Here is a 24,624-nt window from a genome sequence, read left to right on the forward strand (position 1 = left end):
TTAATTTTGTTGGCTGAAACTAAGGCGCCGGTTTTTCAACCCGATAGCCAGAAAATGGACTTTAAAGCGTGTTTCTTCCGATAACACGTATCGCCTGCTTCCGAAAGCTAGAGGCGTCGAACGCGAAAAGAAGAGCGGACTATAGTTGCATCCTGATTGTCTGGCCTCTGTAAATCGTATTTCACAAAACGTAACGCCGGCGCCTTACGTTAGGGGAGGGGCTGAGGTGTTGTTGTAATATATTTCTGAAATTCTTGCTGATATCAAATATTGTCCTTTTGGTAAAAGAGATTTGGTTGCGTCTTTACACGTGCCAAAACTGGACTTTTAACCATAGAATCATACTCGGAAATTTTACCATTAAGAATTTGTTGATTTTCTTTCATTTTTGCGCAAATTATCGGCTCAGAACAGAAAACGCTCCCATGGAGGAGCTGTCGATACCCCATGATGCTCAGGTCCGCCGCATCTCCTGGGTCGTGGGGTCGGTCGGCTGGTACGCAATCTCAAACGGTTCCTCGTGCCGTTTTGCATGCTGGCCGACCCCCTTTTCGTAAAAACGCCGTCACTTCCCGAAGATGGAAGGGCGGCGTTTTTCTTTGTTTGCGCTAACATTGCCGTCAGGAAGTCCAGTGCAAACAAAAAGCGCGCTACCCGGAGGCGCGCGCTTTTTGAAAGAGCCGTGAGATCAGGTAATTACTTGATCTTGGTTTCCTTGAACTCGACGTGCTTTTTGGCAATCGGGTCGTACTTGGTCTTCGTCATCTTGTCCGTCATCGTACGGCTGTTCTTCGTCGTGACGTAGAAGAAACCGGTGTCGGCCGTCGACAGAAGCTTGATCTTGATAGTGGTAGCCTTGGCCATGGTCGTCCTGCCTTTAAGAAAATGAAAGCCGTGGAAAACCGGATAGGCTCCACGGCAAATTCTGGCGCGAAACTACGAATCTAGCCCGAAAAGTCAAGCCCGCTTTCCGAGGAAAAGCAGTCTTATGCCGGCAAGCAAGGCATAAAGCCCGAAGAAACCGGCAATTGCATAGGCAAAACCGTTGTTTCCGGCAACATCGATGGCAGCGCCGATTACCTGGGGGCCTGCAACGGTGCCGACGGCATAACAGAAAACGAAGGCCGCATTGGCCGCCGCAAGGTCCGAACCTGTCAGCCGCGAGCCGAGATGGCTGAGACCGACCGTGTAGAGGCCGGAGACGCAGCCGCCCCAGAAAAGCAGAAGTCCGGCCATGAGAATCCAGTTATTGACGAGGACCGGGAGCATCATTGTTCCGACGAAACCGGTCAGCGCCATCAGCGCCAGCAGGGGACGCTTGTCCTTGATACGGTCCGAAAGCAACCCGAGCGGGATCTGGAAGATGACGTTGCCGACACCCATCATGGTGAGCAGCAGGGCCGCCTGCGTTTCGGTGAAATGCGCGCGCACCGCAAAGATCGGAAAGAGCGACAGGCCGCCGGCTTCGACTGCACCGAAGATGAAGACGGCCGCGGTTGCGGTCGGCACCAGGAAGACATAGCGCATGAAATGCAGTTCTGGCTTCTCGTCCAGGACAGGGCTTTCGTGCCGGGCGATGAAGATCGGGATCGCAGCCAGCAGGATCGCGAAGGCACCGACCAGGAAGGGCAGGATGCCGTCGCTGCCTAGCAGCGAGAAGATCAGCGGCCCAGCAGCAAAGCCGAGTGAAAGGACGGTCGCGTAGATGCCGAGCACGAAGCCGCGTTTGGAAGGCGGCGAGGCCGCATTGATCCAGAATTCAGAGAGGATGAAGAGTGTGGTCGTTGCGCCGTGGAAGGCGAAACGCAGCGGAAACCACATCCAGAAGTCCTGCGCATAGTAGAAGCCGAGCGCGCTGAGCGCCGAGATCAGCACCGCCCACATCATGGTGGGCGCGACACCGTATTTATGCGCGAGCTTGGTGGTGATCGGTGCCGCCGCCATCGCCGCAATACCGGCCATAGCGGTATTGAGGCCGATGAGGGTGGAAGAAATGCCACGCTTTTCGAGAATTATGCTGAGGAGAGGAAGTCCCAGGCCGATCGCTATGCCGACGGCGGAGATGGACGAGACGGCTGCCACCAGAGAAGGCCAATGGATTTCCTCAACATCGCCCGGTGTGCCGTTCCTCGGCTGAGACATTTATCCATCCTTAGAGAGGTATGCGGACGAATCGTCCGTCTGGAGCCACATAGAAAGACATAGGCATGCCAAATCCAAGTGACGGGCAGGGTTTCACAATATTTCTGGCATCCGCCGACGATTTCTTGAGTGTAAGCTTTCCCCGTACAAAAGATGATGACCGTGTCGATCCTCTGCAGATAGTCGGCTATGGGCCGTGGCGCTCTGGTCGCTGCCACTACACGCGAAATATGTCTGGAAGGTGAAGGTGTTCAAGCTTGCCGGCCGGGTACGTCGTAATCTTCTGGTTCGTCATCATGGCCGCCGAAACCGTGCATCTTCAGCGCCCATTGCAGGCCTACGACGCCGCCCTTGATCGGCTGGATCGAGACGAGCGCCGTGATGATGGTGATCGGTGTCCAGATGGCGAGATGCACCCAGACCGGCAGGACAAAGGCCATGTCCGTCAGCATGAACCCACCGACGACGACATGGCCGAGCACGAGGATGACGATATAGGGCGGCAGGTCGTCGGCGCGCTGGTGGTACATCGCCTCGCCACAGGCGGCGCAATGATCGACCGGCTTCAGAAAGGCGCGAAACAGCTTGCCGCTGCCGCAGGCCGGGCAGCGGTTCAGCATGCCGCGCATGATGGAGCGTCCGAGCGGGCGCTCGGCATCGGGCGTATCCCCGTAGCGTACGACCTCGTCTGTCGGTGTGCTCATCGATCTTTCCCTTCCCGGAACCAGAGCCTTTCCATTTTTCTTCGAAATATGGAAAGGCTCCGTCTCTTTCTCTTCACGCAATTCCGGACGCAAAACCGCTGCGCACTTTTGCTGGAGTTGCTTCAGCGCCGCCCGCTCGGTGGCCTCGTTCCGATCTTCTTGCGAGCGCGGCTTGCGTCGCGTCGCCCCGCCTTGTGGAAGGAGCGCACAGCCGTCGGCATCTTGCGTCCCTCGCTCAGCATCTCGAAGCGCAGGGCGCCCGCAAGCGGGATCGCCTCTGCCAACCGCACAGTCACATCGTCGCCGAGACGATAGCCAAGACCTGTCTTTTCACCCGATAGCGCCTGATGCGCCTCGTCATAGATGAAGTAGTCGGTGCCGAGCGTAGATATAGGGATGAAACCATCAGCGCCATAGTCCGGCAGCATGATAAACAGACCGGATTTGGTGACGCCCGAAACGCGCCCTTCGAATTCCTGGCCTATGCGGCCGGCAAGATGATGGGCGATGAGCCGATCGACCGTCTCGCGCTCGGCGGCCATGGCGCGACGTTCGAAGGTGGAGATTTCGGCGGAGATGTCGTCGAGCGTCGCTTCCTCGTCCGGTGTGATGCCGCCCTCGCCGAAGCCGAGCGAGCCGACTAGCGCACGATGCACGATCAGGTCGGCATAACGGCGGATCGGCGAGGTGAAGTGCGCATACTTCATCAGGTTCAGGCCGAAATGGCCGATATTTTCGGGACTGTAGATCGCCTGGCTCTGCGAGCGCAGTACCATCTCGTTGACCATCGTCTGGTGCGGCGTGTTGTCAGCCTTGGCGAGGATGCCGTTGAAGCTGTTGGCGCGCATATTGCCGCCTTTGGCAAGCGAGATGCCGAGGGTAGCGAGGAACTCGCGCAGCACCTCCTGCTTGGCAAGCGTTGGCGTATCGTGGATACGGTAAATCAGCGGCTGGCGCTTTTTTTCCAATGTCTCGGCAGCGCAAACGTTCGCCTGGATCATCATTTCTTCGATCAGCTTGTGGGCATCGAGGCGGGGCGGCACGAAGACCCTGTCGACGGTGCCGTCAGGCTTCAGCAGGATCTTGCGCTCGGGCATGTCGAGCTCGAGCGGCTGGCGCCGGTCGCGGCCGCGCTTCATCGTCTCGTAAGCGTGCCACAGCGGCTTCAAGATTGGCTCCAGCATCGGCCCGGTCTTGTCGTCAGGCTTGCCGTCGATCGCCGCCTGCGCCTGCTGATAGGACAGCTTGGCAGCACTCTTCATCATGATGCGATGGAAGGTATGGCCGATCTTGCGGCCGTCCTTCGAGAAGACCATGCGAACCGCAAGGGCAGGGCGGTCGACCCCTTCTTTCAGCGAGCAGAGATCGTTGGAGATCCGCTCCGGCAGCATCGGCACGACACGATCAGGAAAGTAGACCGAGTTGCCGCGCTTCAGCGCTTCACGGTCGAGCGGCGAATTCGGCCGCACATACCAGGAGACATCGGCAATGGCGACGGTGACGATAACGCCGCCGGCATTGTCTTCCGATGGATCATCCTCGGCATAGACCGCGTCGTCATGGTCCTTGGCATCGGCAGGGTCGATGGTGATCAGTGGCAGGTCGCGCCAGTCCTCCCGATGCGACATGGTGGCAGGCTTGGCGTCATCCGCCTCTGCGACTGCGGCTGGCGGGAAGACGTGCGGAATACCGTGCGCATGGATGGCGATCATCGAGATCGCCTTTTCCGAAGCGACCGAGCCGACGACCGAGAGAACCTTGGCACGCGGCAGGCCGAACCGGCCGAGGCGGGCAATTTCCACTTCGACGAGATCGCCGTCCTTGGCGTCGCCCTTGTATTCAGGGTCGATCACCATTTCCTCGCCGCGCCGCTCGATCGGCAGCAGGCGTCCGGCCCCCCCGGGGGCATCCTTGAAGACGCCCATGCTGGCGCCGCGCCGCTTGTCGATCACCTTGATGATGCGGGCCGTATAGGCGGGGCCACCTCGATCGACGGCCGGGAAGATCTTGGCGAGGATGCGGTCGCCGAGACCGGCAACGGGCGACTTGCCCTTGCCCTGGCGGCCAGCCGGCGATTGCTGGCGGATGGCGACAGCGGGTGCTACGCCCTGATCCTCGGGCCACTCGGCCGGGCGGCCGATCAACTCGCCATCCTTGTCGCGCGTGGTAATGTCGAGCACGGTGACGGGCGGCAGCGCACCGGGCCGGATCAGCGACTTGCGGGTCTTCTGCAGCATGCCTTCCTGCTCCAGCTCCTGCAGCAGGTGCTTGAGCTCGACGCGGCTTTCGCCCTTCAGCCCGAAGGCCTTAGCGAGCTCGCGTTTGGAGGCTTTCTGCGGATGTTCGGCGATGAAGCGCAAGATGACTTCGCGCGGCGGCAAGATGCCGTGCACGATGTTTAGCGGCTCAGGCGCAGGTTCCCTGCTCGCGCGTCCGAATTTTCCCGGGCGCTTGCCCATGGCTCTCGTAGTCTCGCGCGGTTCTCTCGCCACTCTCAGCTCTTCTTCGGTTTCGCCGGCGCTTTTGCCTTGGTTGCCTTCGGCTTTGCGGCGGTCTTCGTCGTCTTGGCTTCAGCGGCCGCAGCCTTCGGCTTCGCTGCTGACTTGGCCTTTGTCTTGGCGGCGGGAGCCTTGCCTGCCTTTTCCGCAATCAGCGCCAGCGCCTCTTCGACGGTGATGGCCTGCGGATCCTTGCCCTTCGGCAGCGTCGCGTTGACCTTGCCCCAGTTGACATAGGGGCCGTAGCGGCCGTCGCGAACGGTGATCGCGCCACCGTCAGGATGAGCGCCGAGTTCCTTCAGGGCTGCCGGCGTTCCGCGGTTGCCGCCTGGCGCCTTGGCCTGCTTTTCGGCAATCAGCGTCACGGCGCGGTTGAGACCGACCGAGAAGACGTCCTCGATGCTTTCCAGATTGGCATAGGTGCCGTCATGAAGCAGGAACGGCCCGTAGCGACCGAGCCCGGACGAGATCATCTTGCCGGATTCCGGATGTTTGCCGATATCGCGCGGCAGCGAAATCAGCGCCATCGCCTTCTCGTAGTCGATATCCTCGGGCTTCCAGCCCTTCGGCAGTGAGGAGCGCTTGGCATCCTTGCCGTCGCCGCGCTGGATATAGGGTCCGAAACGGCCCGAACGCAGCGTCAGTTCCTCGCCGGTTGTCGGGTCGGTGCCGAGGTTCTTCGGCTCGTTCACAGCAGCGCCTTCGGCCTCGCCGCCGTTTTCGGAGGAGAGTTGGCGGGTATAGTTGCACTCCGGATAATTGGAGCAGCCGACGAAGGCGCCGTACTTGCCGAGCTTTAGCGACAGGTTGCCGGTGCCGCAAACCTGGCAGATGCGCGGATCGCTGCCGTCTTCGCGCTTCGGGAAGACCAGCGGCGCCAGTGCTTCGTTGAGCGAATCCAGGACATTGGTGACGCGCAGTTCCTTGGTGTCTTCGATCTGCGAGAAGAAATCCTTCCAGAAGTCACGAAGAACCTGCTTCCAGTTCAGTTCGCCGGCGGAGATCCGGTCGAGCTTCTCTTCGAGATCGGCCGTGAAATCATATTCGACATACTTGGTGAAGAAGCTTTCGAGGAAGGCGGTAACGAGACGCCCCTTCGCCTGCGGGATCAGCTTGCGCTTGTCGATCGTCACATAGTCACGATCGCGCAAGGTAGCGAGCGTCGCGGCATAGGTCGACGGACGGCCGATGCCGAGCTCTTCCATTTTCTTGATGAGCGAGGCTTCGGAATAACGCGGTGGCGGCTCGGTAAAGTGCTGCGTCGAGTTGATCTTCTGCTTGGCGAGGTTCTCGCGCGCATTGATCTCCGGCAGGCGGCCGTCTTCGTCATCTGCGTCGTCGCTCTGCTCGCCATCCTCCTTCTGGTCGGTATAGGCGGCGATGAAGCCGTCGAAGCGGATGACGGAACCGACGGCGCGCAGGCCAGCCTTCTGGCCGTTGTTGTCGGCAATGATTTCAGCCGTCGTACGCTCGATTTCGGCCGATGCCATCTGGCTGGCGATACCGCGCTTCCAGACCAGATCGTAGAGACGGATCTGGTCGGCATCCAGGAACTTGCGGACGCGATCCGGTGAGCGGTTGAAGTCGGTCGGGCGGATCGCTTCGTGTGCTTCCTGGGCGTTCTTCGCCTTGGTCGAGTAGAAACGTGCCTTTTCCGGCAGGTAACGCTCGCCGAATTGTTCCCCGATGGCGCCTCGCGCCGCATCGATCGCTTCCGGCGCCATCTGCACGCCGTCCGTACGCATATAGGTGATCAGACCGACGGTCTCGCCGCCAATGTCGACGCCCTCGTAAAGCTTCTGCGCGATCTGCATGGTGCGCGAGGCCGAGAAGCCGAGCTTGGAGGAGGCCGCCTGCTGCAGCGTGGAAGTGGTAAAGGGCGGTGCCGGGTTGCGCTTGACCGGCTTTGCCTCGACGCTTTCGACGACATAGCTGGCGCCTTCCAGCAGCGCCTTCAGCTTGCCGGCTTCTTCGCCATTTCCGATCGAGCGCGGCTGCAGCCGCTTGCCATTGGCGGCAACCAGTCTTGCCTCGAACTCGTCGCCGCGCGGCGTCTTCAAGAGCGCCGAAAGGTTCCAGTATTCCTCGGAAATGAAGCGCTCAATCTCGGATTCTCGATCGCATACGAGGCGCAGCGCAACCGACTGCACGCGGCCGGCGGAACGCGCACCGGGCAGCTTGCGCCAGAGAACCGGCGAGAGGTTGAAGCCCACGAGGTAATCGAGTGCGCGGCGTGCCAGATAGGCATCGACCAGCGGGACGTCGATGTCGCGCGGATCGGCCATCGCATCGAGCACGGCCTTCTTGGTGATGGCGTTGAAGACCACACGCTTGACCGGCTTGCCGTTGATGACACGCTTCTTGTTCAGAAGGTCGAGAACATGCCAGGAGATTGCTTCGCCTTCGCGATCCGGGTCGGTCGCCAGGAACAGGGCATCGGAGGATTTCACCGCGTCGGCAATATCCTTCATGCGCTTGGCGGACGCGCTGTCCACCTCCCAAAGCATCTCGAAATCCTGATCCGGAAGAACTGATCCATCCTTGGCAGGCAGATCGCGCACATGGCCGAAAGAGGCGAGCACCTTGTATCCTGGACCCAGATACTTATTGATCGTCTTGGCCTTGGCAGGCGATTCCACCACTACAACATTCATGATGATTCTCTAAAAAAGATGCCGATCCGGCGGAGAGGCAGGCGTAACATGCACTGCAACATGAATACCGGCCCCCCGACATGGACAGGGAATTCGCTCTGGTCAAGAGGTTTGCTTCAATTTTACCTCTTTGCCGCGTATCGCAACCATTACGAGATTCTGAACCTATTGCAATTCAGGATGATTGCGCTATCGTTTTTGAAGTGTGGTTCGGGCTCCTGGTAAAGCAGCGCTCTCCGATTTCATAAAGACAATTATGGCGCCCAAGGCTGCAGAAAAAGACGCCGATCGCTCGGCATCGCTTGAAAACATTGCTTTCATCCGGCAGATGCTCGCAGAGTTGCGCCAGGTGGCAGAACGCGAAAATGCGGAGATGCTCTGTTATCTCATCGAAATGGCCTGTGTCGAAGCCGGAGACCTGCAGTCACGCATCGATAGCGGCTCAGTCGGCCATGGAAATTGAAACCAGCCCGCCGACATGGCGATGGAGCCGCCCGGCCATATCCAGTTCCAGAAGAACGAGATAGACGGCGGAAGCCGAAAGACCGGTATGACGGATGATGTCGTCGACCTCCGTCGGCGTCGGACCGAGCGCATCGATGACGAGCGTGCGATCCGTTTCGTCGGGCGGAAGCGACATCCTGCTGCCTTCGCGCTTCGGTTCTTCGGCTGACGGCAGCGAGAAGAGATCGGGTTGAGAGAGCGGCGCCAGCGCTTCCACGACATCCTCGGGCGAAGTGACGATCATCGCCCCGTCCTTCAGAAGGCCGTTCGTGCCGTGGCAGCGCGGATCGAGCGGCGAACCCGGCACGGCAAAGACCAGCCGCCCGAATTCGCCCGCCATCCGCGCCGTGATCAGCGAACCGGAGCGAACTGCTGCCTCCACGACCGCAACGCCGAGCGAGATGCCGGCAATCAGCCGATTACGGCGGGGGAAATCACGCGCACGCGGCTCCCAGCCGAAAGGCATCTCGCTGACGGCAAGCCCGTTGCCATTCCATATCTCCTCCAGCAATCCGACATTCTCAGGCGGGTAGGGCTGGTCCAGCCCTCCGGCCATTGCGGCAATGGTGCCGGTAACGAGGCTCGCCCGATGGGCGGCCGTGTCGATACCGCGGGCGAGGCCGGAGACGACCGCATAGCCGGCCCGGCCACAGTCTCGGGCGATCATCGCCGCGAACTTCGCGCCGCTGACGGAAGCATTGCGCGAACCGACGATGCCGACCGCCGGCCTGTCCAGCACGGAAAGATCGCCCTTGACCGCGAGCAGTGGCGGCGCACCGTCGATCTGGCGGACCGCCTGCGGATAATCAGGCTCGCCGATGCCGATGAAGCGGGCGCCGAAGCGCTGCGCCGCTTCGAGTTCGCGGTATGCTTCGGCTTCGGTGGCGATGCGGATCGAACGCGTCGCGCCGCCACGCGCCGATAGTTCCGGCAGCATGGAAAGAGCGGCTTCCGCCGAACCGAAATGATTGATGAGATCGCGAAAGGTCGCAGGGCCGACATTGTCGGAGCGGATCAGCCTCAGCCAGGCGATCCTCTGTCTCTCCGTCAGCGCAATTCCTTTTGGCTTTGCGCTGAGCGCGTCCATTACCCCTTAGCCCCGATCTTGCTTTCCGTCCCGCTGATCAGGCGGGAGATATTGGCCTTGTGTTTCCAGTAGGAGATGACGCTCATGATCGCCATGATTGCCGCAACCTTTTCGTCGCCCAATATCCACAATGCAACCGGAATGACAAGCATCGCAACAAGCGCTGAAAGCGAGGAATAGCGGCTGACGAAGGCAACCCCAAGCCAGACGGCTGCAAAGAGCAGAACCATTGATGGCGCAACGCCGAGCAGCGTGCCGATATAGGTGGCAACACCCTTGCCGCCCTTGAAACCGATCCAGACGGGGAACAGGTGGCCAATGAAGGCAAAGAAACCGGCGATGATGCCCGCTTCCTCACCTGCGAAATAAGCCATGATCCAGGCGGCCGCGGCGGCTTTCAGCGCATCGAGCAGAAGCGTAGCGGCCGCGAGCTTCTTGTTGCCGGTACGTAGAACGTTGGTCGCGCCGATATTGCCGGAGCCGATGCTGCGCACATCACCAAGGCCGGCGGCGCGCGTGAGGATGAGACCGAACGGGATGGAGCCGAGCAGGTAGCCAACGACGACGGCGGCAAGCGCCAGAGGCAGGGTAATCTGCCAGGTGACAAGATCAGATATCATTTTTGTTCCCCAAGTCTTTTGCCGAGAGGATGCCCGGAAGGGCAGGGCAGCCCTCAGTCCTGCAATGCGTGAACCAGCGTGCCCTCGACATAGGTCGCAACGGCTCGCCCGCTGAAGCGCGCATCCTCGAACGGTGTGTTCTTCGAGCGGGAGAGAAGCATGTCCTTGGAGACAAGCCAAGGTTCTTCGAGATCGATCAGCGCGATATCGGCCTTGGCGCCGGGCTTCAGCGTGCCGGCATCGAGGCCAAAGATCTGCGCCGGCCGCGTCGACATCGCATCGATCAGCCGCAACAGGCTGACCTGCTCGCTGTGATAAAGCCGTAGCGCTGCCGCGAGCATCGTCTCCAGTCCGACCGCGCCATCTTCGGCCTCGCCGAAGGGCAGGCGCTTGGTATCGACATCCTGCGGGTCATGCGAGGAGACGATGATATCGATCGCGCCTTTTGCCAGCGCATCCACCATTGCAACCCGGTCGTCTTCGGAGCGCAGCGGTGGATAGAGTTTGAAGAAGGTGCGATATTCGCCGATGTCATTCTCGTTCAGCGCCAGATTGTTGATCGAGACACCGCAGGTGACCTTCACGCCACGCGCGCGGGCAAGCTCGATCGCCTCGACCGACTCAGGCACGGAGATCATCGCCGCATGGTAGTTGCCGCGCGTCAGCTGCGCGATGCGCAGGTCACGCTCGAGCGGGATCAGTTCCGCTTCCTTCGGAATGCCGGAGAGGCCGAGCCAGCTTGCAAGCAGGCCTTCATGCATGACGCCATTGGCGCCAAGATATTTGTCGCGCGTGGCGCAGGAAAGGACGGCGCCGAATTCGCGTGCATAGGTCATCACCCGGCGCAGCACCTGTGTATCGGAGATGCTGGAATGTGCGTCGGTAAAGGCGACGGCGCCTGCCTGCATCAGGAGGCCGATTTCAGTCATCTCCTCACCAGCGAGCCCCTTGGTAATGGCTGCTGCCGGGTAGACGTTGATGACGGCCGTGTCCCGTGCCGTCTTCTTGACGAACTCGACGAGCGCGATGTCGTCGATGACGGGATGCGTATCCGGCATCATGATGATGGAGGTCACACCGCCCGCTGCCGCAGCCCGGCTTGCCGAAGCGATTGTCTCGCGGTGCTCGCCGCCCGGTTCGCCGATATGGACGCGCGCATCCACGAGGCCCGGCGCCGCGACGAGGCCGGTGCAGTCGCGCACGGTGGCACCCTCAGGCGTTCCCTGGCTCTGTGCATCCTTGCCGGCCGCGACGATGAGACCATCCTTGACGACGATCGTGCCGATCTCATCGAGATTGCGGGAAGGGTCGATGATGCGGACGTTCTTGAGGACGAGATTGCTCATGCGCCCACTCCATCAGTGCGGGGACCCTGGTTCTGGGAAACGAGCAGCGTCTCCATGACGGCCATGCGCACGGCGACCCCCATTTCCACCTGTTCGGCGATCACGCTCTGCGGGCCATCGGCGACCTCGGAGGCAATCTCCACGCCGCGGTTCATCGGTCCCGGATGCATGACGAGAGCATCCTCCTTCGCTGCCTTCAGTGTTTCCGCGTCGAGGCCGTAGAAATGGTAATATTCGCGCACCGACGGCACGAAGGCGCCGGACATGCGCTCGCGCTGCAGCCGCAGCATCATCACCACATCTGCGTCCTTCAGCCCTTCCTTCATCGAATGGAAGACCTCGACGCCCATCTCGGCAATGCCGGCCGGCAGCAGCGTAGCGGGAGCGACGACCCGCACCCGCGCGCCCATGGCGTTCAGAAGAAGAATGTTGGAGCGCGCCACCCGCGAATGTAAGACGTCGCCGCAGATTGCGACGATGATGCGGGACAGCCGGCCCTTGGCGCGACGGATCGTCAGCGCGTCGAGCAGCGCCTGCGTCGGGTGCTCATGCTGGCCGTCGCCTGCATTGACGACGGAGCAGGAGACCTTCTGGGCGAGAAGTGCCGCGGCACCGGCGCTGGAGTGGCGGATGATCAGGACGTCCGGCCGCATCGCGTTCAGCGTCATAGCCGTGTCGATCAGCGTTTCGCCCTTCTTCACCGAGGAATTGCCGACCGACATGTTCATCACGTCGGCGCCGAGGCGCTTGCCGGCAAGTTCGAAGGAGGCTTGCGTCCGTGTCGATGCCTCGAAGAAGAGGTTGATCTGCGTCAGGCCCCGAAGGGTCGACGTCTTCTTTTCTCTCTGTCGGCTGATCTTGACGGCTTCGTCAGCCTTGTCGAGAAGATAGGTAATATCCTGCTCGGTGAGGCCCTTGATGCCAATGAGGTGGCGGTGGGGGAAAAAGACCATGACCCTGCCTCTTATTGTCTTCGCGGGGTCTATAAAGAGTGCGGGGGGAAGGGGCAAGCTTGTGCTGTACGCAAATCCCATGTTCCCCATGCATTTTCCATCGAATCCCGCTAGAGCAGAAATCTGCGAATCACGAACTTCCGGTTTCCTTTTGCCGGGCTCATGAAATAGAAGCGAACTATGACCTCCGCAAACCGGACTGAAGACAAACTCGCCGAACTCAACCAGCCGAGCCTCTGGTCGGGAATCAACGCCTACCGATCCGATCCGCTGATCGTCGATCTGACTGCCACACTGCCACGCACCATCCGTGAAGACCTTGAAAACATGGGCCGCTTCGTCACCTCGCCGGAAGCGCAGGAACTGGCGCGCATGGCAAACCAGGGCACGCCGCAGCTGCGCACCCATGGCCCGCGCGGCGAACGTCTTGATATCGTCGAATTCCACCCCGCCTGGCATGCGCTGATGCGCCGTTCGATGGCGTCCGGCCTGCATTCCTCCGTCTGGGATCCGCAGGCCGATACGGAGGCCAAGGATCAGGCCCACCATATTCGCGCAGCCCGCTTCTATCTGACGGCGCAGCTGGAATCCGGCCATCTTTGCCCGTTGACGATGACAAGCGCGTCCGTTGCCGCTCTCTCGGCCTCACCGGCCGTGCAGAAGGACTGGGCGCCGAAGATCCTGTCGCGCAAATATGACTCGTCCAATCGTCCGGCCATGCAGAAATCGGCCGTGACGATCGGCATGGGCATGACGGAAAAACAGGGCGGCACCGACGTCCGCGCCAACAAGACCACTGCCGAAAAGGTCAGCGAAGGCATTTACCGGCTGTCCGGCCACAAGTGGTTCATGTCCGCGCCGATGAGCGACGCCTTCATCATGCTGGCACAGACCAAGGACGGCATGGGCTGCTTCCTGGTGCCGCGTCTGCTCGAGGATGGTTCTGCCAATGGCCTGCAGTTCCAGCGCTTGAAGGATAAGATCGGCAACCGCTCCAATGCTTCTTCCGAAGTGGAGTTCACCGATACGTTCGGTTTCCTGCTCGGCGGTCCCGATGCCGGCATCCGCACCATCCTCGATATGGTGACGCTGACGCGGCTCGATTGCGCGCTTGCCTCTTCGGGCATCATGCGCGCATCGCTCGCCGAGGCCGTGCACCACACCCGCGGCCGCAGCGTTTTCGGCAAGATGCTGGTCAACCAGCCGATCATGACGCGCGTGCTCGCCGACATGGCGCTCGATGTGGCAGCCGCCACGGCTCTTTCCTTCCGCCTGGCCGATGCCTTCGACAAGGCGCGCGGCAATGCGGAAGATGCCGCCTATGCCCGCGTCATGACGCCGGTCGCCAAATACTGGTGCTGCAAGATCGCCCCGTCGCTGATCTATGAGGCGATGGAATGCATCGGCGGCAGCGGCTACATCGAAGAACGCCCGATCGCCCGCCACTATCGCGAGGCGCCGGTCAATGCGATCTGGGAAGGTTCGGGCAACGTCATGGCGCTCGATGTGCTGCGTGTGCTGAACCGCGGCAAGGATCTGTTCGAGACGGTATTTGCAGGCTTTGCGCGCGATCTTGGGCCGGCCGGCAAGAAGACGATCGACGTGCTGCGCGCCGCGATCGCGCTCTGCGAACAGGACGAGGGCGCTGCCCGCTTGCTCGTCGAGCAGCTGGCGCTCGTTGCCGGCGCCGCCGAGCTTTACCGGCTCGGGGCAGGGCGCATTGCCGATGCCTTCATCGAGACCCGTCTTGCAGGCGGCTGGCGCTCGACCTACGGCATGCTCGATTCCCGCTTCGATGCGAGCTACATCGTCGATCTGCTCTATCCGCCGGCAGCGTAAATGCTGCCATTTCGCAACGCGCGGCAAGACGATCTCGGTGAGGTCTACGCCATCTCGCTTGCGACTGGTGACAGTGGGCAGGATGCGAGCCATCTGTACCGCGATATCAGGCTGATCGGTCACATTTATTCCACCTCTATCTGGTGCTGAGTCCCGAAGAAGACCGTTCTCGTGTCGGACAAGCATGGCATGAACCGCCTGCCACGCCTTCAGGGGCAGGGCGACTGCATTGCGCTTTCGGATGAGCGGGTGTCGCAGGCTCGCAAGGCGGCCATCAGCGACATTCATCTCGGCGTCAATGCGGGCAAATCAGGGCGGGCTGCGCTTTTGATCCTCGCGCGGCTCTACGCGTCTTGTGCCGCAGCTTGTTTCGTCTTCGGAAACCACCATCTGGTTCGCTGAACACTCTAATCCTGAACTTTTTTCTGGCCGGCTGATACTGGGCTCTGCCACTCTACGGCACAAAAAAATCCGGCCGCGTCGCCGCAGCCGGATCATATCACTTATCGCCGAAAATCAGCTTTCAGAAGAAGCCGCGGCGCTGCCACCAGCCAGCCTTCTTCGGCTTGCCTTCGCCCTCAGCTTCCGCGCTTTCGGTGCGGGTCGAGGTGACGGTCGGCTCAGAAGACGAGATGTTCGATCCGCGGTTGGCGCGAACCGGCTTTGCCTCTTCCTGCGCCGGTGTTGCGAGATCCGCAGACGCTTCCATCACTTCCGAGTCGGCCTGGGCCGCGGTCTCAGCGATAGGCGCTTCGATTACGGGCTCCTCGATCGGCGAGGGTGCGGCAGCTGCCTTGCGGCGGCCACGGCCGCGTGCCGGCTTGACCTCTTCGGCAACACTTTCGCCAGCTTCGACAGCAGCCATTGCCGGCTGAGCTTCAACCGTTTCGGCTGCGACGACTTCGATCACTTCCGCTGCGGTCTCGGACGTCTCGTCGGCTCCACTATCGTCGCCCTCGTCACCTTCGGAAGCGGCGTTGACTTCAGCACCTTCTTCACCGCGGTTGCGGCGGCCACCGCGCTTGCCGCGACGGCGGCGCTTGCGGCGCTGCGAATCCTCGCCGTCGGCGTGGGTTTCGGCTGGAGCTTCGCTGGCGTCACTATCGCCCTCGCTGCCGTCGTCCTCGCCCTCATCACTATCGTCAGCCACGTCAGAGACAGTATCGGCACCAACCTGCTGCTCGGCATTGCCATTGCGGCCGCGACGGCGGCGACGGCGCTTGCGCTTGCGTCCACCTTCGCCTTCAGCCTCTGCGCGAGCAGCCGGGCGTTCGGCAGCAACAGGCTTTTCTTCCAGTTCTTCGTCTTCCTCCTCGTCATGCTCGATGACGATATCGTCGTCATCGTCATCGGGGATGGCTGCGAAATTGAAGAGACTTTCGATCTTGACCGGGTTTTCAACCGGCTCGCCACGATCGATCGCGAAGTGCTGCGCACCAACCGAGCCATCCGCATCGATGATGATCGCCACACCGAAGCGGCTTTCATAATCGACGATCGTCTGACGCTTATGGTTGAGCAGGTAGAGCGCGATATCTGGCGTCGTGCGCACGGTGATGTTGTGCGTGGTGTTCTTGAGCAGATATTCCTCGACGCCGCGCAGCACATGCAGGGCGACGGAGGACTGTGAACGGACATGGCCGGTGCCGCCGCAATGCGAGCAGACCTGCGTCGTCGATTCGAGAACGGAAGCGCGGATGCGCTGGCGCGACATTTCCAGAAGGCCGAAATGCGAGATGCGGCCGACCTGGATGCGGGCGCGGTCGTTCTTCAGGCATTCCTTCAGCTTCTTCTCGACAGCGCGGTTGTTGCGCTTTTCTTCCATGTCGATGAAGTCGATGACGATCAGGCCGGCAAGGTCGCGCAGGCGAAGCTGACGGGCGATTTCTTCCGCCGCTTCGAGGTTCGTCTGAAGGGCCGTGTCCTCGATCGAGTGTTCGCGGGTCGAACGGCCGGAGTTGACGTCGATCGAAACCAGCGCTTCCGTCTGGTTCATGATCAGATAGCCGCCGGACTTCAGCGTTACCTGCGGCTGCAGCATGCGATCGAGCTGCGCTTCGATGCCGGAGCGCGAGAAGATCGGGTGGATATCGCGGTAGGGCTGAACCACCTTGGCGTGGCTCGGCATCAGCATCTTCATGAAGTCTTTTGCTTCACGATAGCCTTCTTCGCCGGCAACGATGATCTCGCTGATATCCTTGTTGTAGAGATCTCGGATAGAGCGCTTGATGAGCGAGCCTTCCTCGTAGACGAGGCACGGAGCGGTAGAAGCGAGCGTCAGCGTGCGGACGTTCTCCCACAGGCGCATCAGATATTCAAAGTCGCGCTTGACCTCGACCTTGGTGCGGTTCGCACCGGCCGTACGCAGGATCACGCCCATACCCTGCGGCACTTCGAGCATGCGGGCGATTTCCTTCAGCCGCTTGCGGTCCTGGGGGTTGGTGATCTTGCGGGAAATACCGCCACCGCGCGCCGTGTTCGGCATCAGAACCGAGTAGCGACCTGCGAGCGAAAGATAGGTGGTGAGAGCAGCACCCTTGTTGCCACGCTCTTCCTTGGCGACCTGCACCAGCAGGATCTGGCGGCGCTTGATGACTTCCTGGATGCGGTACTGCTTGCGCGGCTTGCGCTGCACGCGGTCCGGAACCTCTTCCATCGCGTCTTCGGCGCCAACGGATTCGATGATTTCCTCTTCGCCGTGGTCGTCGTCATCGTCGTCATCATCCTGACGGCGCTTGGAAACGTCCTCGGAAATGGAGTCGGTTTCGACCATCGCGGCCATTTCGCCGCCGGTCGAGCCTTCATCGTCGTTGTCCGCGACGGATGCTTCGGTCTCTTCCGCGACAGGCTCGACTACCTTCTTGCGGCTACGGCGTGCGCGCGGCTTCTTTGCCGGCGTTTCCTCGGCAACTGGGGCAGCCTCTGCAGCGATGACTACCTCTTCCGCCGGTGCCGCTTCTACAGCGGGGGCGACATCAGTCTCGACCGGAACGATGCCGATATCCGGCTGGTCCTGTGTCGAAAGATCGACGAGAGGCGCCGTCTCGACATGCTCGACATCCTCGTCGCGGCGATGCTCCTCGGCTTCGGCGCGAAGCAGGGCCTGACGGTCGGCAAGCGGGATCTGGTAATAGTCGGGATGGATTTCGGCAAAGGCCAGGAAGCCGTGCCTGTTGCCGCCGTAATCGACGAAAGCGGCCTGCAGCGAGGGCTCGACCCTCGTTACTTTTGCAAGATAGATGTTGCCGCGGATCTGCTTCTTGTGCTGCGACTCGAAGTCAAATTCTTCTATGCGGTTCCCGCGAACGACAACGACGCGCGTCTCTTCCTCGTGAGACGCATCGATAAGCATTTTGTCTGCCATGTAAGCTGAGCTCCTCGGCGAGGCCGCGAGAGCGCATTCCCGACTGCTGTTGACACAGAAAGAATGCGGTCCGCCGTGGCCGCGCCGGATAATGAAAGTCGCGATTGGTGCGAAGGAGAATGCAGCAGCCAGACCGCAGCCGGAACCATTTCGTTCCGGGGCCTGTACACTTCAGATAAAACCTGCTGCGAAACCATCAACAACCAAGCGTGATCGACAATGACGAAGACCCGTTTCGGGTCCGATGAGTTTGCTCCCTGAGAGCGTGGTGGCTGATCCACCAATGAAATCCCAGCATGAAGCCGGAAAATCAGGATCCAGTTCTCGGGTGGAAATGCACTAGACGGCGGACGATTACCGGTTGTAGCGCCAGATCCGGGGGGCGGCTGGCTGCCTCGCGGCGACTCTATCCCGTCAACACTTCTACCCTAAAATTCGTTGTATGTTTTCTCTGTCACAATAGCAAGGGAAAAGCCAAATGTGCCATAATATTGATGGATTTCGTATCGCATAAACTTCTCGGGGATGAGCGATCTCGATTCGAGGGTCAGTGCGTGTGCGCTCGCCTCTAGCGGGCGACCGCGGAGGCGATGTAGGGTCCATCGCAGAAATAAATAGGGTGTGGCGGGCTATTGTTTAAGAGGTTTCGGATCGCGGTGGAGTTGTCCGCAGGGCGAAAACTGGGTTTTGCGGCGTGGCTTTTCGCCTTCGCAGCGCTTTGCGCGGTTCCGGGCAGCGCAGCCGGTGCAAAGAATCCCTTGCTGGCTTACGGAGCGCGTATCGTCGGCGACGACGCCAGAACCCGTATCGTCATCGATTTCGACCGTGAGCCTCGTTTTTCCGTCCATTACATCGCCAATCCCGAGCGCATCGTCGTCGACCTGCCGGCAACCGCTTTCGGCTTTCCGGCCAAAGATCTTGAGGCGCGGGGCCTCTTCAAGGACATCCGTTATGGCGCCATGGACGAAGGAAGCGCCCGCATCGTGTTGACGGCGGCGCGCCCGGTCCAGCTCGCCCTTGCCAAGGTGCAGACGGATGAGAGCGGTAATGGCCACCGGCTGGTGCTCGATGCCGAGATGATCGACAAGCAGAAATTCGCCGAACTGGTGAAGACCCAGTCCTGGAACGACCAAGCCGATGCGGCTGAGACCACGAGTGCCATTCCCCAGCCGGAAAAGACCGCACCTGGCGATTTCGTCATTGCTGTCGATGCCGGCCACGGCGGTATCGACACGGGCGCCATCGGCGTCGATACGAAGACCGAGGAAAAGCTGGTGACGCTCGCCTTCGCCAAGGCGCTGGCCGATCGCCTGAACAAGGAGCCGGGCATCAAGGCCTTCCTGACGCGCGACGATGACGAATTCCTGTCACTCTCGCAGCGTGTGCTGATCGCCCGGCAGAACCATGCGGGCCTCTTCATTTCCCTGCATGCCGATACGCTGGAGCAGAAAGATATTCGCGGCGCGACGGTCTACACGATTTCCGACAAGGCCTCGGACAAGCTCGCCGCCGATCTCGCCGAACGCGAAAACCTGTCGGACCAGATCGCCGGCAAGGAAACGGTCGCCGAGCCGCCTGAGGTCGCCGATATCCTTCTCGACCTGACGCGGCGCGAAACGCAGGCCTTCTCGATCTCGCTCGCCGAAAGCGTACTTGCCTCGTTCAAGGACCAGGTCGGCACGATCAACAATCCGCACCGTCACGCGGGCTTCCGTGTGCTGCAGGCGCCGGACGTCCCGTCTATCCTGCTCGAGCTCGGCTTCCTCTCCAATGTCGAGGACGAAAAGCGTCTGCTTGACGATGCCTGGCGGTTGAAGATGGCCGATCTCCTGACCGATGCGGTGAAACGTTACCGCACGAGCCTGATGGCAAACGGTGGCTAGTCTGGGCGTTGCCCGGAAGTGACACTCGCGCCTAAACCGGGACCTCTTGCCGACCGGGAAGGCGAAAGTGGCGGGACGGGCCCTATTTTGCTCACATTCGCGCCGTTACTCCGGTCTATATGTTTCGAACATGTAAGACGGAAATCGGCTTGTGGCGCCAACGCGCATGGAGTAAGCCGCGCAACGTGCAAAGAGACATGATCTGTGCGATTGTGGCGGCTGCGCCGATCTAATGATTAGAAATACCGGTAGCTGAAAATATGGTTAGACTTCTTGGATATTTCTTCGGGATAGCATGCGTCCTGTTCCTGGGCGCTGCGGCTGTTATTGCCGTCTATCTTGCTAATGTCGCGAAGGATCTTCCTGACTATGCGGTGCTGAACAGCTATGCGCCGCCGGTTACCACCCGCGTTCACGCCGGTAACGGTGCGCTCATGGCCGAATACGCCAAGGAAAAGCGCCTCTTCCTGCCGATCCAGGCTATCCCGGACCGCGTGAAGGCTGCTTTCCTTTCGGCCGAAGACAAGAACTTCTACAACCATCCCGGCGTCGATCTGACCGGCCTTGGCCGCGCCATCCTCGTCAACCTTCAGAATTTCGGCTCCGGCCGCCGCCCGGTCGGTGCATCGACGATCACCCAGCAGGTGGCGAAGAATTTTCTTCTGACCTCCGACCAGACGATTGACCGCAAGATCAAGGAAGCGATCCTGTCCTTCCGCATCGAGCAGGCCTACAGCAAGGACAAGATCCTCGAGCTTTATCTCAACGAGATCTTTTTCGGCCTGAACTCTTACGGTATTGGCAGTGCCTCGCTCACGTATTTCAACAAGTCGGTCACCGAGCTGACGATCGCCGAATCTGCCTATCTCGCTTCATTGCCGAAGGGGCCGGCCAACTACCATCCCTTCCGCCATCCGGATGCCGCGCTTGAACGCCGCAACTGGGTCATCGACCGCATGGTCGAGAACGGTTATGTGAGCCAGAGCGACGGCGAGGATGCCAAAAAGCAACCACTCGGCGTCACCGCCCGCACCAGCGGACCGTCCCTTTTTGCTTCCGATTATTTCGCCGAGGCTGTCCGACGCCAGCTCATCGATCAGTATGGCGAGAAGGCGCTTTATGAAGGCGGCCTTTCGGTGCGCACCTCGCTCGATCCGCAGATGCAGCTCTTTGCGCGTAAGGCGCTGCAGGATGGCCTGACCAATTACGACGAGCGTCGTGGTTTCCACGGACCGGTCAAGCAGATCAGCACGTCTGGCGACTGGGGACCGGCGCTCGCCGAAGTTCCCGCTCTCTCCGACGTGCCGGAATGGCGCCTTGCGGTCGTCCTTGCCGTGTCCAATGAGGCCGTCGATATCGGCCTCCAGCCGCCCAAGGATGGAGGCGGCAAAGTCGCAGGCGAACGCGAACGTGGTTCGATTGCAGCCAAGGATATGCAGTGGGCATTCCGCTCCGCCGCCGGCGACCGCAAGACGACGAAGTCGCCGGTCGGCGCCGTCTCGGCAGGAGATGTCGTTTACGTTGAGCGCCTCGGCGGCGACAATTCGACCTCCTATCGCCTGCGCCAGCCGCCGAAGGTACAGGGTGGTCTCGTTGCCATGGACCCGAAGACCGGTCGCGTTCTCGCCATGGTCGGCGGCTTCTCCTATGCCCAGTCGGAATTCAACCGCGCCACGCAGGCGATGCGCCAGCCAGGTTCCTCCTTCAAGCCTTTCGTTTACGCCGCCGCCATGGACAACGGCTATACGCCGGCCTCGGTCATCATGGACGCGCCGATCGAGATCGTTTCGGGTGGTCAGGTCTGGAAGCCGGAAAACTACGGCGGCGAAGTCAGTGGCCCCTCGACGCTGCGCTCCGGCATCGAGAATTCGCGCAACCTGATGACGGTGCGCCTCGCCAATGACCTCGGCATGAATATCGTTGCCGAATATGCCGAACGCTTCGGCATCTACGACAAGATGCCGCCGCTGCTCGCCATGTCGCTCGGCTCGGGCGAAACGACGGTGCTGCGTATGGTTTCGGCTTACTCGGTCATCGCCAATGGCGGCAAGCAGATCAAGCCGACGCTGGTCGACCGCATCCAGGATCGTTACGGCAAGACGATCTTCAAGCATGAAGAGCGTCTCTGCGAAGGCTGCAATGCCGGCGACTGGCAGAACCAGGAAGAACCCAATATCGTCGACAACCGCGAGCAGGTTCTCGATCCGATGACCTCCTACCAGATCACCTCGATGATGCAGGGCGTCATCCAGCGCGGTACCGCCGCTGGCAAGGTCGATCTCTCCGGCCGTGACGTTGCAGGCAAGACCGGTACGACCAACGATGAAAAGGACGCCTGGTTCGTCGGCTTCACGCCGGATCTGGTTGCAGGCCTTTACCTGGGCTTCGATACGCCGGCTCCGCTTGGCCGCGGCGGCACGGGTGGCGTTCTTTCGGCGCCGATCTTCAATGAATTCATGCAGGCGGCCGTCAAGGACATGCCGGAATCCAAGTTCGTGGTCCCGGCCGGCATGAACATGATCGCGATCAACCGCAAGACCGGCATGGCTGCTGTCGACGGCGAGCCGGGCACCATCATCGAAGCCTTCAAGCCGGGCACCGGCCCGGCTGACAGCTTCTCTGTCATCGGCATGGACGGCACGATGGCGCCGGAAGAAATCCTGCGCACGTCGCCGCAGGCAAACCAGGCGGTCCAGACCAACACGCCCGGCCTGTTCTGATCGAGACCGATTTCCTTTGCGCCCGCCACGGCTCTTTACATCCGCGGCGGGCGTCTCTATGTCACCAGCACTCACAGAATACCGAAGCAAAGAAGCAGGAAAATGCGAGCGGAAATCCAGAACATAGTCGATGAAACCAAGCAGGCTATCACCCTGCTGAGGAGGCATCTTTGACTGGGACCAGGCGGTAAGACGACTGGACTGGTTGAATAACAAGGCAGAGGACCCCAACCTCTGGAACGATGCGCAGGAAGCCCAGAAGCTGATGCGCGAGCGCCAGCAGCTCGATGACGGCATCAATGGCGTCAAGGCGCTGGAACAGCAGCTGTCTGACAATGTCGAGCTCATCGATCTCGGGGAAGAAGAAGGCGACGAAAGCATCGTCAAGGAAGCTGAGGCCGCGCTGAAAAGCCTGCAGGCCGAGGCAGCCCGCCGACAGGTCGAAGCTATGCTGTCAGGCGAGGCCGATGGCAACGACACCTATCTGGAAGTCCATTCCGGCGCCGGCGGCACGGAAAGCCAGGACTGGGCGAACATGCTTCTGCGCATGTACACTCGCTGGGCCGAGCGTCAGCGCTTCAAGGTCGAGCTTTTGGAAGTGCATGACGGTGAAGAAGCCGGCATCAAGTCCGCAACGCTTGTCGTCAAGGGCCACAACGCCTATGGCTGGCTGAAGACCGAATCGGGCGTGCACCGCCTGGTGCGTATCTCGCCCTACGACAGCAATGCGCGCCGCCACACGTCCTTCTCGTCGATTTGGGTCTATCCCGTCGTTGATGACTCGATACAGATCGAGATCAACGAAAGCGATTGCCGTATCGACACCTACCGTTCGTCGGGCGCCGGCGGCCAGCACGTCAACACGACAGACTCGGCCGTGCGCATCACGCATATCCCGACAGGCATCGTCGTGCAGTGCCAGCAGGAGCGTTCGCAGCACAAGAATCGCGCCAAGGCCTGGGACATGCTGCGCGCCCGCATGTACGAAGCGGAGCTGAAGAAACGCGAGGACGCCGCCAACGCCGAAGCCGCTTCCAAGACGGATATCGGCTGGGGCCACCAGATCCGCTCCTACGTTCTGCAGCCCTACCAGCTCGTCAAGGACCTGCGCACCGGCGTTGCGAGCACGGCTCCGGATGACGTGCTCGACGGCGACCTGAACGAGTTCATGGAAGCAGCACTTGCTCACCGCATCAGCGGCGCAGCCGATGCTGTTGTTGACGACGTCGACTGAGTGGGCGAAGACGGACCTGAGATAGAAAGCCCCGGAAACGGGGCTCTTTCTTTTTCAGATGTCCACTGGAATGCCTGTTCCGCGAAAGAACAAACCCGATAGTTCGGCGATCTCCTCGTGGACATCAGCACGTTCCACGCCAGCCGGATCGGTGAAGAGTTGCTCTGCAAAGGAAAACCCCAATGCCGTGCCCTCGGGCAGGAAGACATAATGCCCAAGGCCGCCCTGGAGTATCTTGAAGGTGCTTCGATCAAGCCGCGCATGCAGCCATGACGAACATTCTTCGACCGGGGCCGTGTTGTCGGCATCACCGACCAGAATGAGGGCAGGCTTATTGATGGCTCTCAGGCTCTCTTCGCTGAAGCCGCGGATAGATCGACCCGGCGCGCAGACCAGCGCGGCCTTGATCCTGTCGTCGCGATAGGATTGCGACATCCGCGACCATGAATCGCGAAATGCCGTGCTCGTGCGAAGCAGCGACGGAATATGATCGGCGAGGTCAGGAAACTCCCTCGGGCCGCGCAGGCCCCCCGGCTTCAATCTGGATTGTTCGAACTGCGAGAATTGCGCGACCGCGCCGAGAAGCAGCATCACCGTATGGGCTCCTGCTGAAAAGCCGGCGGCGAACGCGCTCCTTGTATCGACATGCCCGGCAAGATCACCCTGCCAGTCTTTTCGGCGATCGAGCACGAGGCTCAGATCGGGCGCACGCTCCCAAAGGCAGGCAAAGCCCTCGGCGCGATAGGCTTCGCCGCCGGTATTGCCGTGGTGGTCGACGCCGAGCGCGATAAATCCACGATTGACCAGGCGGCGGGCGAGCCATTCCAGCCCTGCAGCCGAGCCACCGGTACCATGCGACAGCAGGACCAGCGGGTAGGGCTTCGTCGCCGGCTGAACGGGCGCATCACGGGCGACCGCGGCCCTTCGGAACCAGCTTCGTCCCGGGATTTCGGTTTCGATCGATCCCTCGGTTGCCGGATACCAGAGCGACCAGCGGACAGGTCTTGGCCCGGTCTCATCCCAGTCCGGCCGCGTCTCGTCGTGGAGGACGCCTTCGCGAAAGCCGAGTTTCATGC

Annotated in this window: 18 protein-coding genes; 7 read left to right on the plus strand and 11 right to left on the minus strand. The window is 60.9% G+C overall.

Annotation, left to right across the window (positions count from 1 at the left end; all coding sequences use genetic code 11):
* Window positions 1-696 precede the first annotated feature (696 nt).
* The 5 genes from rpmG to topA form a co-directional block, all read right to left on the minus strand.
* Window positions 697-864, minus strand: a complete 168-nt coding sequence (rpmG, locus tag AB4Z13_RS07535) for a 50S ribosomal protein L33 (protein ID WP_003587245.1) — start codon at window positions 862-864, stop codon at window positions 697-699.
* Window positions 865-957: 93 nt separating this feature from the next.
* Complete coding sequence (locus AB4Z13_RS07540) at window positions 958-2,142, minus strand: MFS transporter (protein ID WP_113323302.1); 1,185 nt, start codon at window positions 2,140-2,142, stop codon at window positions 958-960.
* A 251-nt stretch (window positions 2,143-2,393) separates the two neighbouring features.
* Window positions 2,394-2,846, minus strand: a complete 453-nt coding sequence (locus tag AB4Z13_RS07545; RefSeq protein WP_439014681.1) for a DUF983 domain-containing protein — start codon at window positions 2,844-2,846, stop codon at window positions 2,394-2,396.
* 122 nt (window positions 2,847-2,968) lie between these two features.
* Window positions 2,969-5,338, minus strand: a complete 2,370-nt coding sequence (gene rnr, locus AB4Z13_RS07550; RefSeq protein WP_439014682.1) for a ribonuclease R — start codon at window positions 5,336-5,338, stop codon at window positions 2,969-2,971.
* Window positions 5,339-5,340: 2 nt separating this feature from the next.
* On the minus strand, window positions 5,341-7,998 hold the full coding sequence (topA, locus tag AB4Z13_RS07555; RefSeq protein ID WP_439014683.1) for a type I DNA topoisomerase: 2,658 nt from the start codon (window positions 7,996-7,998) through the stop codon (window positions 5,341-5,343).
* Window positions 7,999-8,254: 256 nt separating this feature from the next.
* Between topA and AB4Z13_RS07560 the strand changes: the two genes are divergently transcribed.
* Complete coding sequence (locus AB4Z13_RS07560) at window positions 8,255-8,461, plus strand: hypothetical protein (protein ID WP_439014684.1); 207 nt, start codon at window positions 8,255-8,257, stop codon at window positions 8,459-8,461.
* Here the strand turns inward: AB4Z13_RS07560 and dprA are convergent.
* From dprA to AB4Z13_RS07580, 4 genes are read right to left on the minus strand one after another with little or no spacing between them, the layout of a single operon-like run.
* A complete protein-coding gene (gene dprA, locus AB4Z13_RS07565; protein WP_439014685.1) occupies window positions 8,441-9,589 on the minus strand; it encodes a DNA-processing protein DprA in 1,149 nt (382 codons plus the stop codon). The genes AB4Z13_RS07560 and dprA overlap by 21 nt on opposite strands.
* On the minus strand, window positions 9,589-10,209 hold the full coding sequence (gene plsY / locus AB4Z13_RS07570; protein WP_113323308.1) for a glycerol-3-phosphate 1-O-acyltransferase PlsY: 621 nt from the start codon (window positions 10,207-10,209) through the stop codon (window positions 9,589-9,591). Before plsY ends, dprA begins: the two co-directional genes overlap by 1 nt.
* A 53-nt stretch (window positions 10,210-10,262) precedes the next feature.
* Window positions 10,263-11,555: a dihydroorotase gene (locus AB4Z13_RS07575; RefSeq protein WP_439014686.1), complete on the minus strand. Its 1,293-nt coding sequence runs from the start codon at window positions 11,553-11,555 to the stop codon at window positions 10,263-10,265.
* A complete protein-coding gene (locus AB4Z13_RS07580; protein WP_007823958.1) occupies window positions 11,552-12,508 on the minus strand; it encodes an aspartate carbamoyltransferase catalytic subunit in 957 nt (318 codons plus the stop codon). The genes AB4Z13_RS07575 and AB4Z13_RS07580 overlap by 4 nt, the downstream gene beginning before the upstream one ends.
* Window positions 12,509-12,688: 180 nt before the next feature.
* Between AB4Z13_RS07580 and AB4Z13_RS07585 the strand changes: the two genes are divergently transcribed.
* From AB4Z13_RS07585 to AB4Z13_RS07595, 3 genes are read left to right on the plus strand one after another with little or no spacing between them, the layout of a single operon-like run.
* Complete coding sequence (locus AB4Z13_RS07585) at window positions 12,689-14,347, plus strand: acyl-CoA dehydrogenase family protein (protein ID WP_439014687.1); 1,659 nt, start codon at window positions 12,689-12,691, stop codon at window positions 14,345-14,347.
* A complete protein-coding gene (locus tag AB4Z13_RS07590; RefSeq protein WP_439014688.1) occupies window positions 14,348-14,497 on the plus strand; it encodes a hypothetical protein in 150 nt (49 codons plus the stop codon).
* A gap of 21 nt (window positions 14,498-14,518) precedes the next feature.
* The gene (locus tag AB4Z13_RS07595) at window positions 14,519-14,749 is read left to right on the plus strand and encodes a hypothetical protein (protein WP_439014689.1); all 231 of its coding nucleotides are present in this window, start codon (window positions 14,519-14,521) and stop codon (window positions 14,747-14,749) included.
* Between the two features lie 121 nt (window positions 14,750-14,870).
* On the opposite strand, the gene AB4Z13_RS07600 is transcribed toward AB4Z13_RS07595, so the two are convergent.
* Window positions 14,871-17,711, minus strand: coding sequence for an Rne/Rng family ribonuclease (locus AB4Z13_RS07600; RefSeq protein WP_439014690.1), 2,841 nt, complete (start codon window positions 17,709-17,711; stop codon window positions 14,871-14,873).
* Between the two features lie 758 nt (window positions 17,712-18,469).
* Between AB4Z13_RS07600 and AB4Z13_RS07605 the strand changes: the two genes are divergently transcribed.
* The 3 genes from AB4Z13_RS07605 to prfB all read left to right on the plus strand — a co-directional run bounded on the left by AB4Z13_RS07605 (window position 18,470) and on the right by prfB (window position 23,548).
* Window positions 18,470-19,594, plus strand: coding sequence for an N-acetylmuramoyl-L-alanine amidase (locus AB4Z13_RS07605; RefSeq protein WP_442205950.1), 1,125 nt, complete (start codon window positions 18,470-18,472; stop codon window positions 19,592-19,594).
* Between the two features lie 260 nt (window positions 19,595-19,854).
* Window positions 19,855-22,314 (plus strand): penicillin-binding protein 1A, encoded by a 2,460-nt coding sequence (locus tag AB4Z13_RS07610; protein ID WP_113324891.1) that lies wholly within the window; start codon window positions 19,855-19,857, stop codon window positions 22,312-22,314.
* A gap of 102 nt (window positions 22,315-22,416) precedes the next feature.
* Window positions 22,417-23,548, plus strand: a protein-coding gene (gene prfB, locus AB4Z13_RS07615) for a peptide chain release factor 2 (protein ID WP_442205951.1) whose coding sequence is annotated in 2 segments (ribosomal slippage) — window positions 22,417-22,485 and window positions 22,487-23,548 — 1,131 coding nt in all. Because the reading frame shifts where the segments join, the coding sequence is not laid out codon by codon here.
* 54 nt (window positions 23,549-23,602) lie between these two features.
* On the opposite strand, the gene AB4Z13_RS07620 is transcribed toward prfB, so the two are convergent.
* Complete coding sequence (locus AB4Z13_RS07620; RefSeq protein WP_439014693.1) at window positions 23,603-24,622, minus strand: alpha/beta hydrolase family protein; 1,020 nt, start codon at window positions 24,620-24,622, stop codon at window positions 23,603-23,605.
* Window positions 24,623-24,624 lie beyond the last annotated feature (2 nt).

Origin of the sequence: Rhizobium sp. YAF28 (assembly GCF_052113285.1) — a bacterium.
Classification (GTDB): Bacteria; Pseudomonadota; Alphaproteobacteria; order Rhizobiales; family Rhizobiaceae; genus Rhizobium.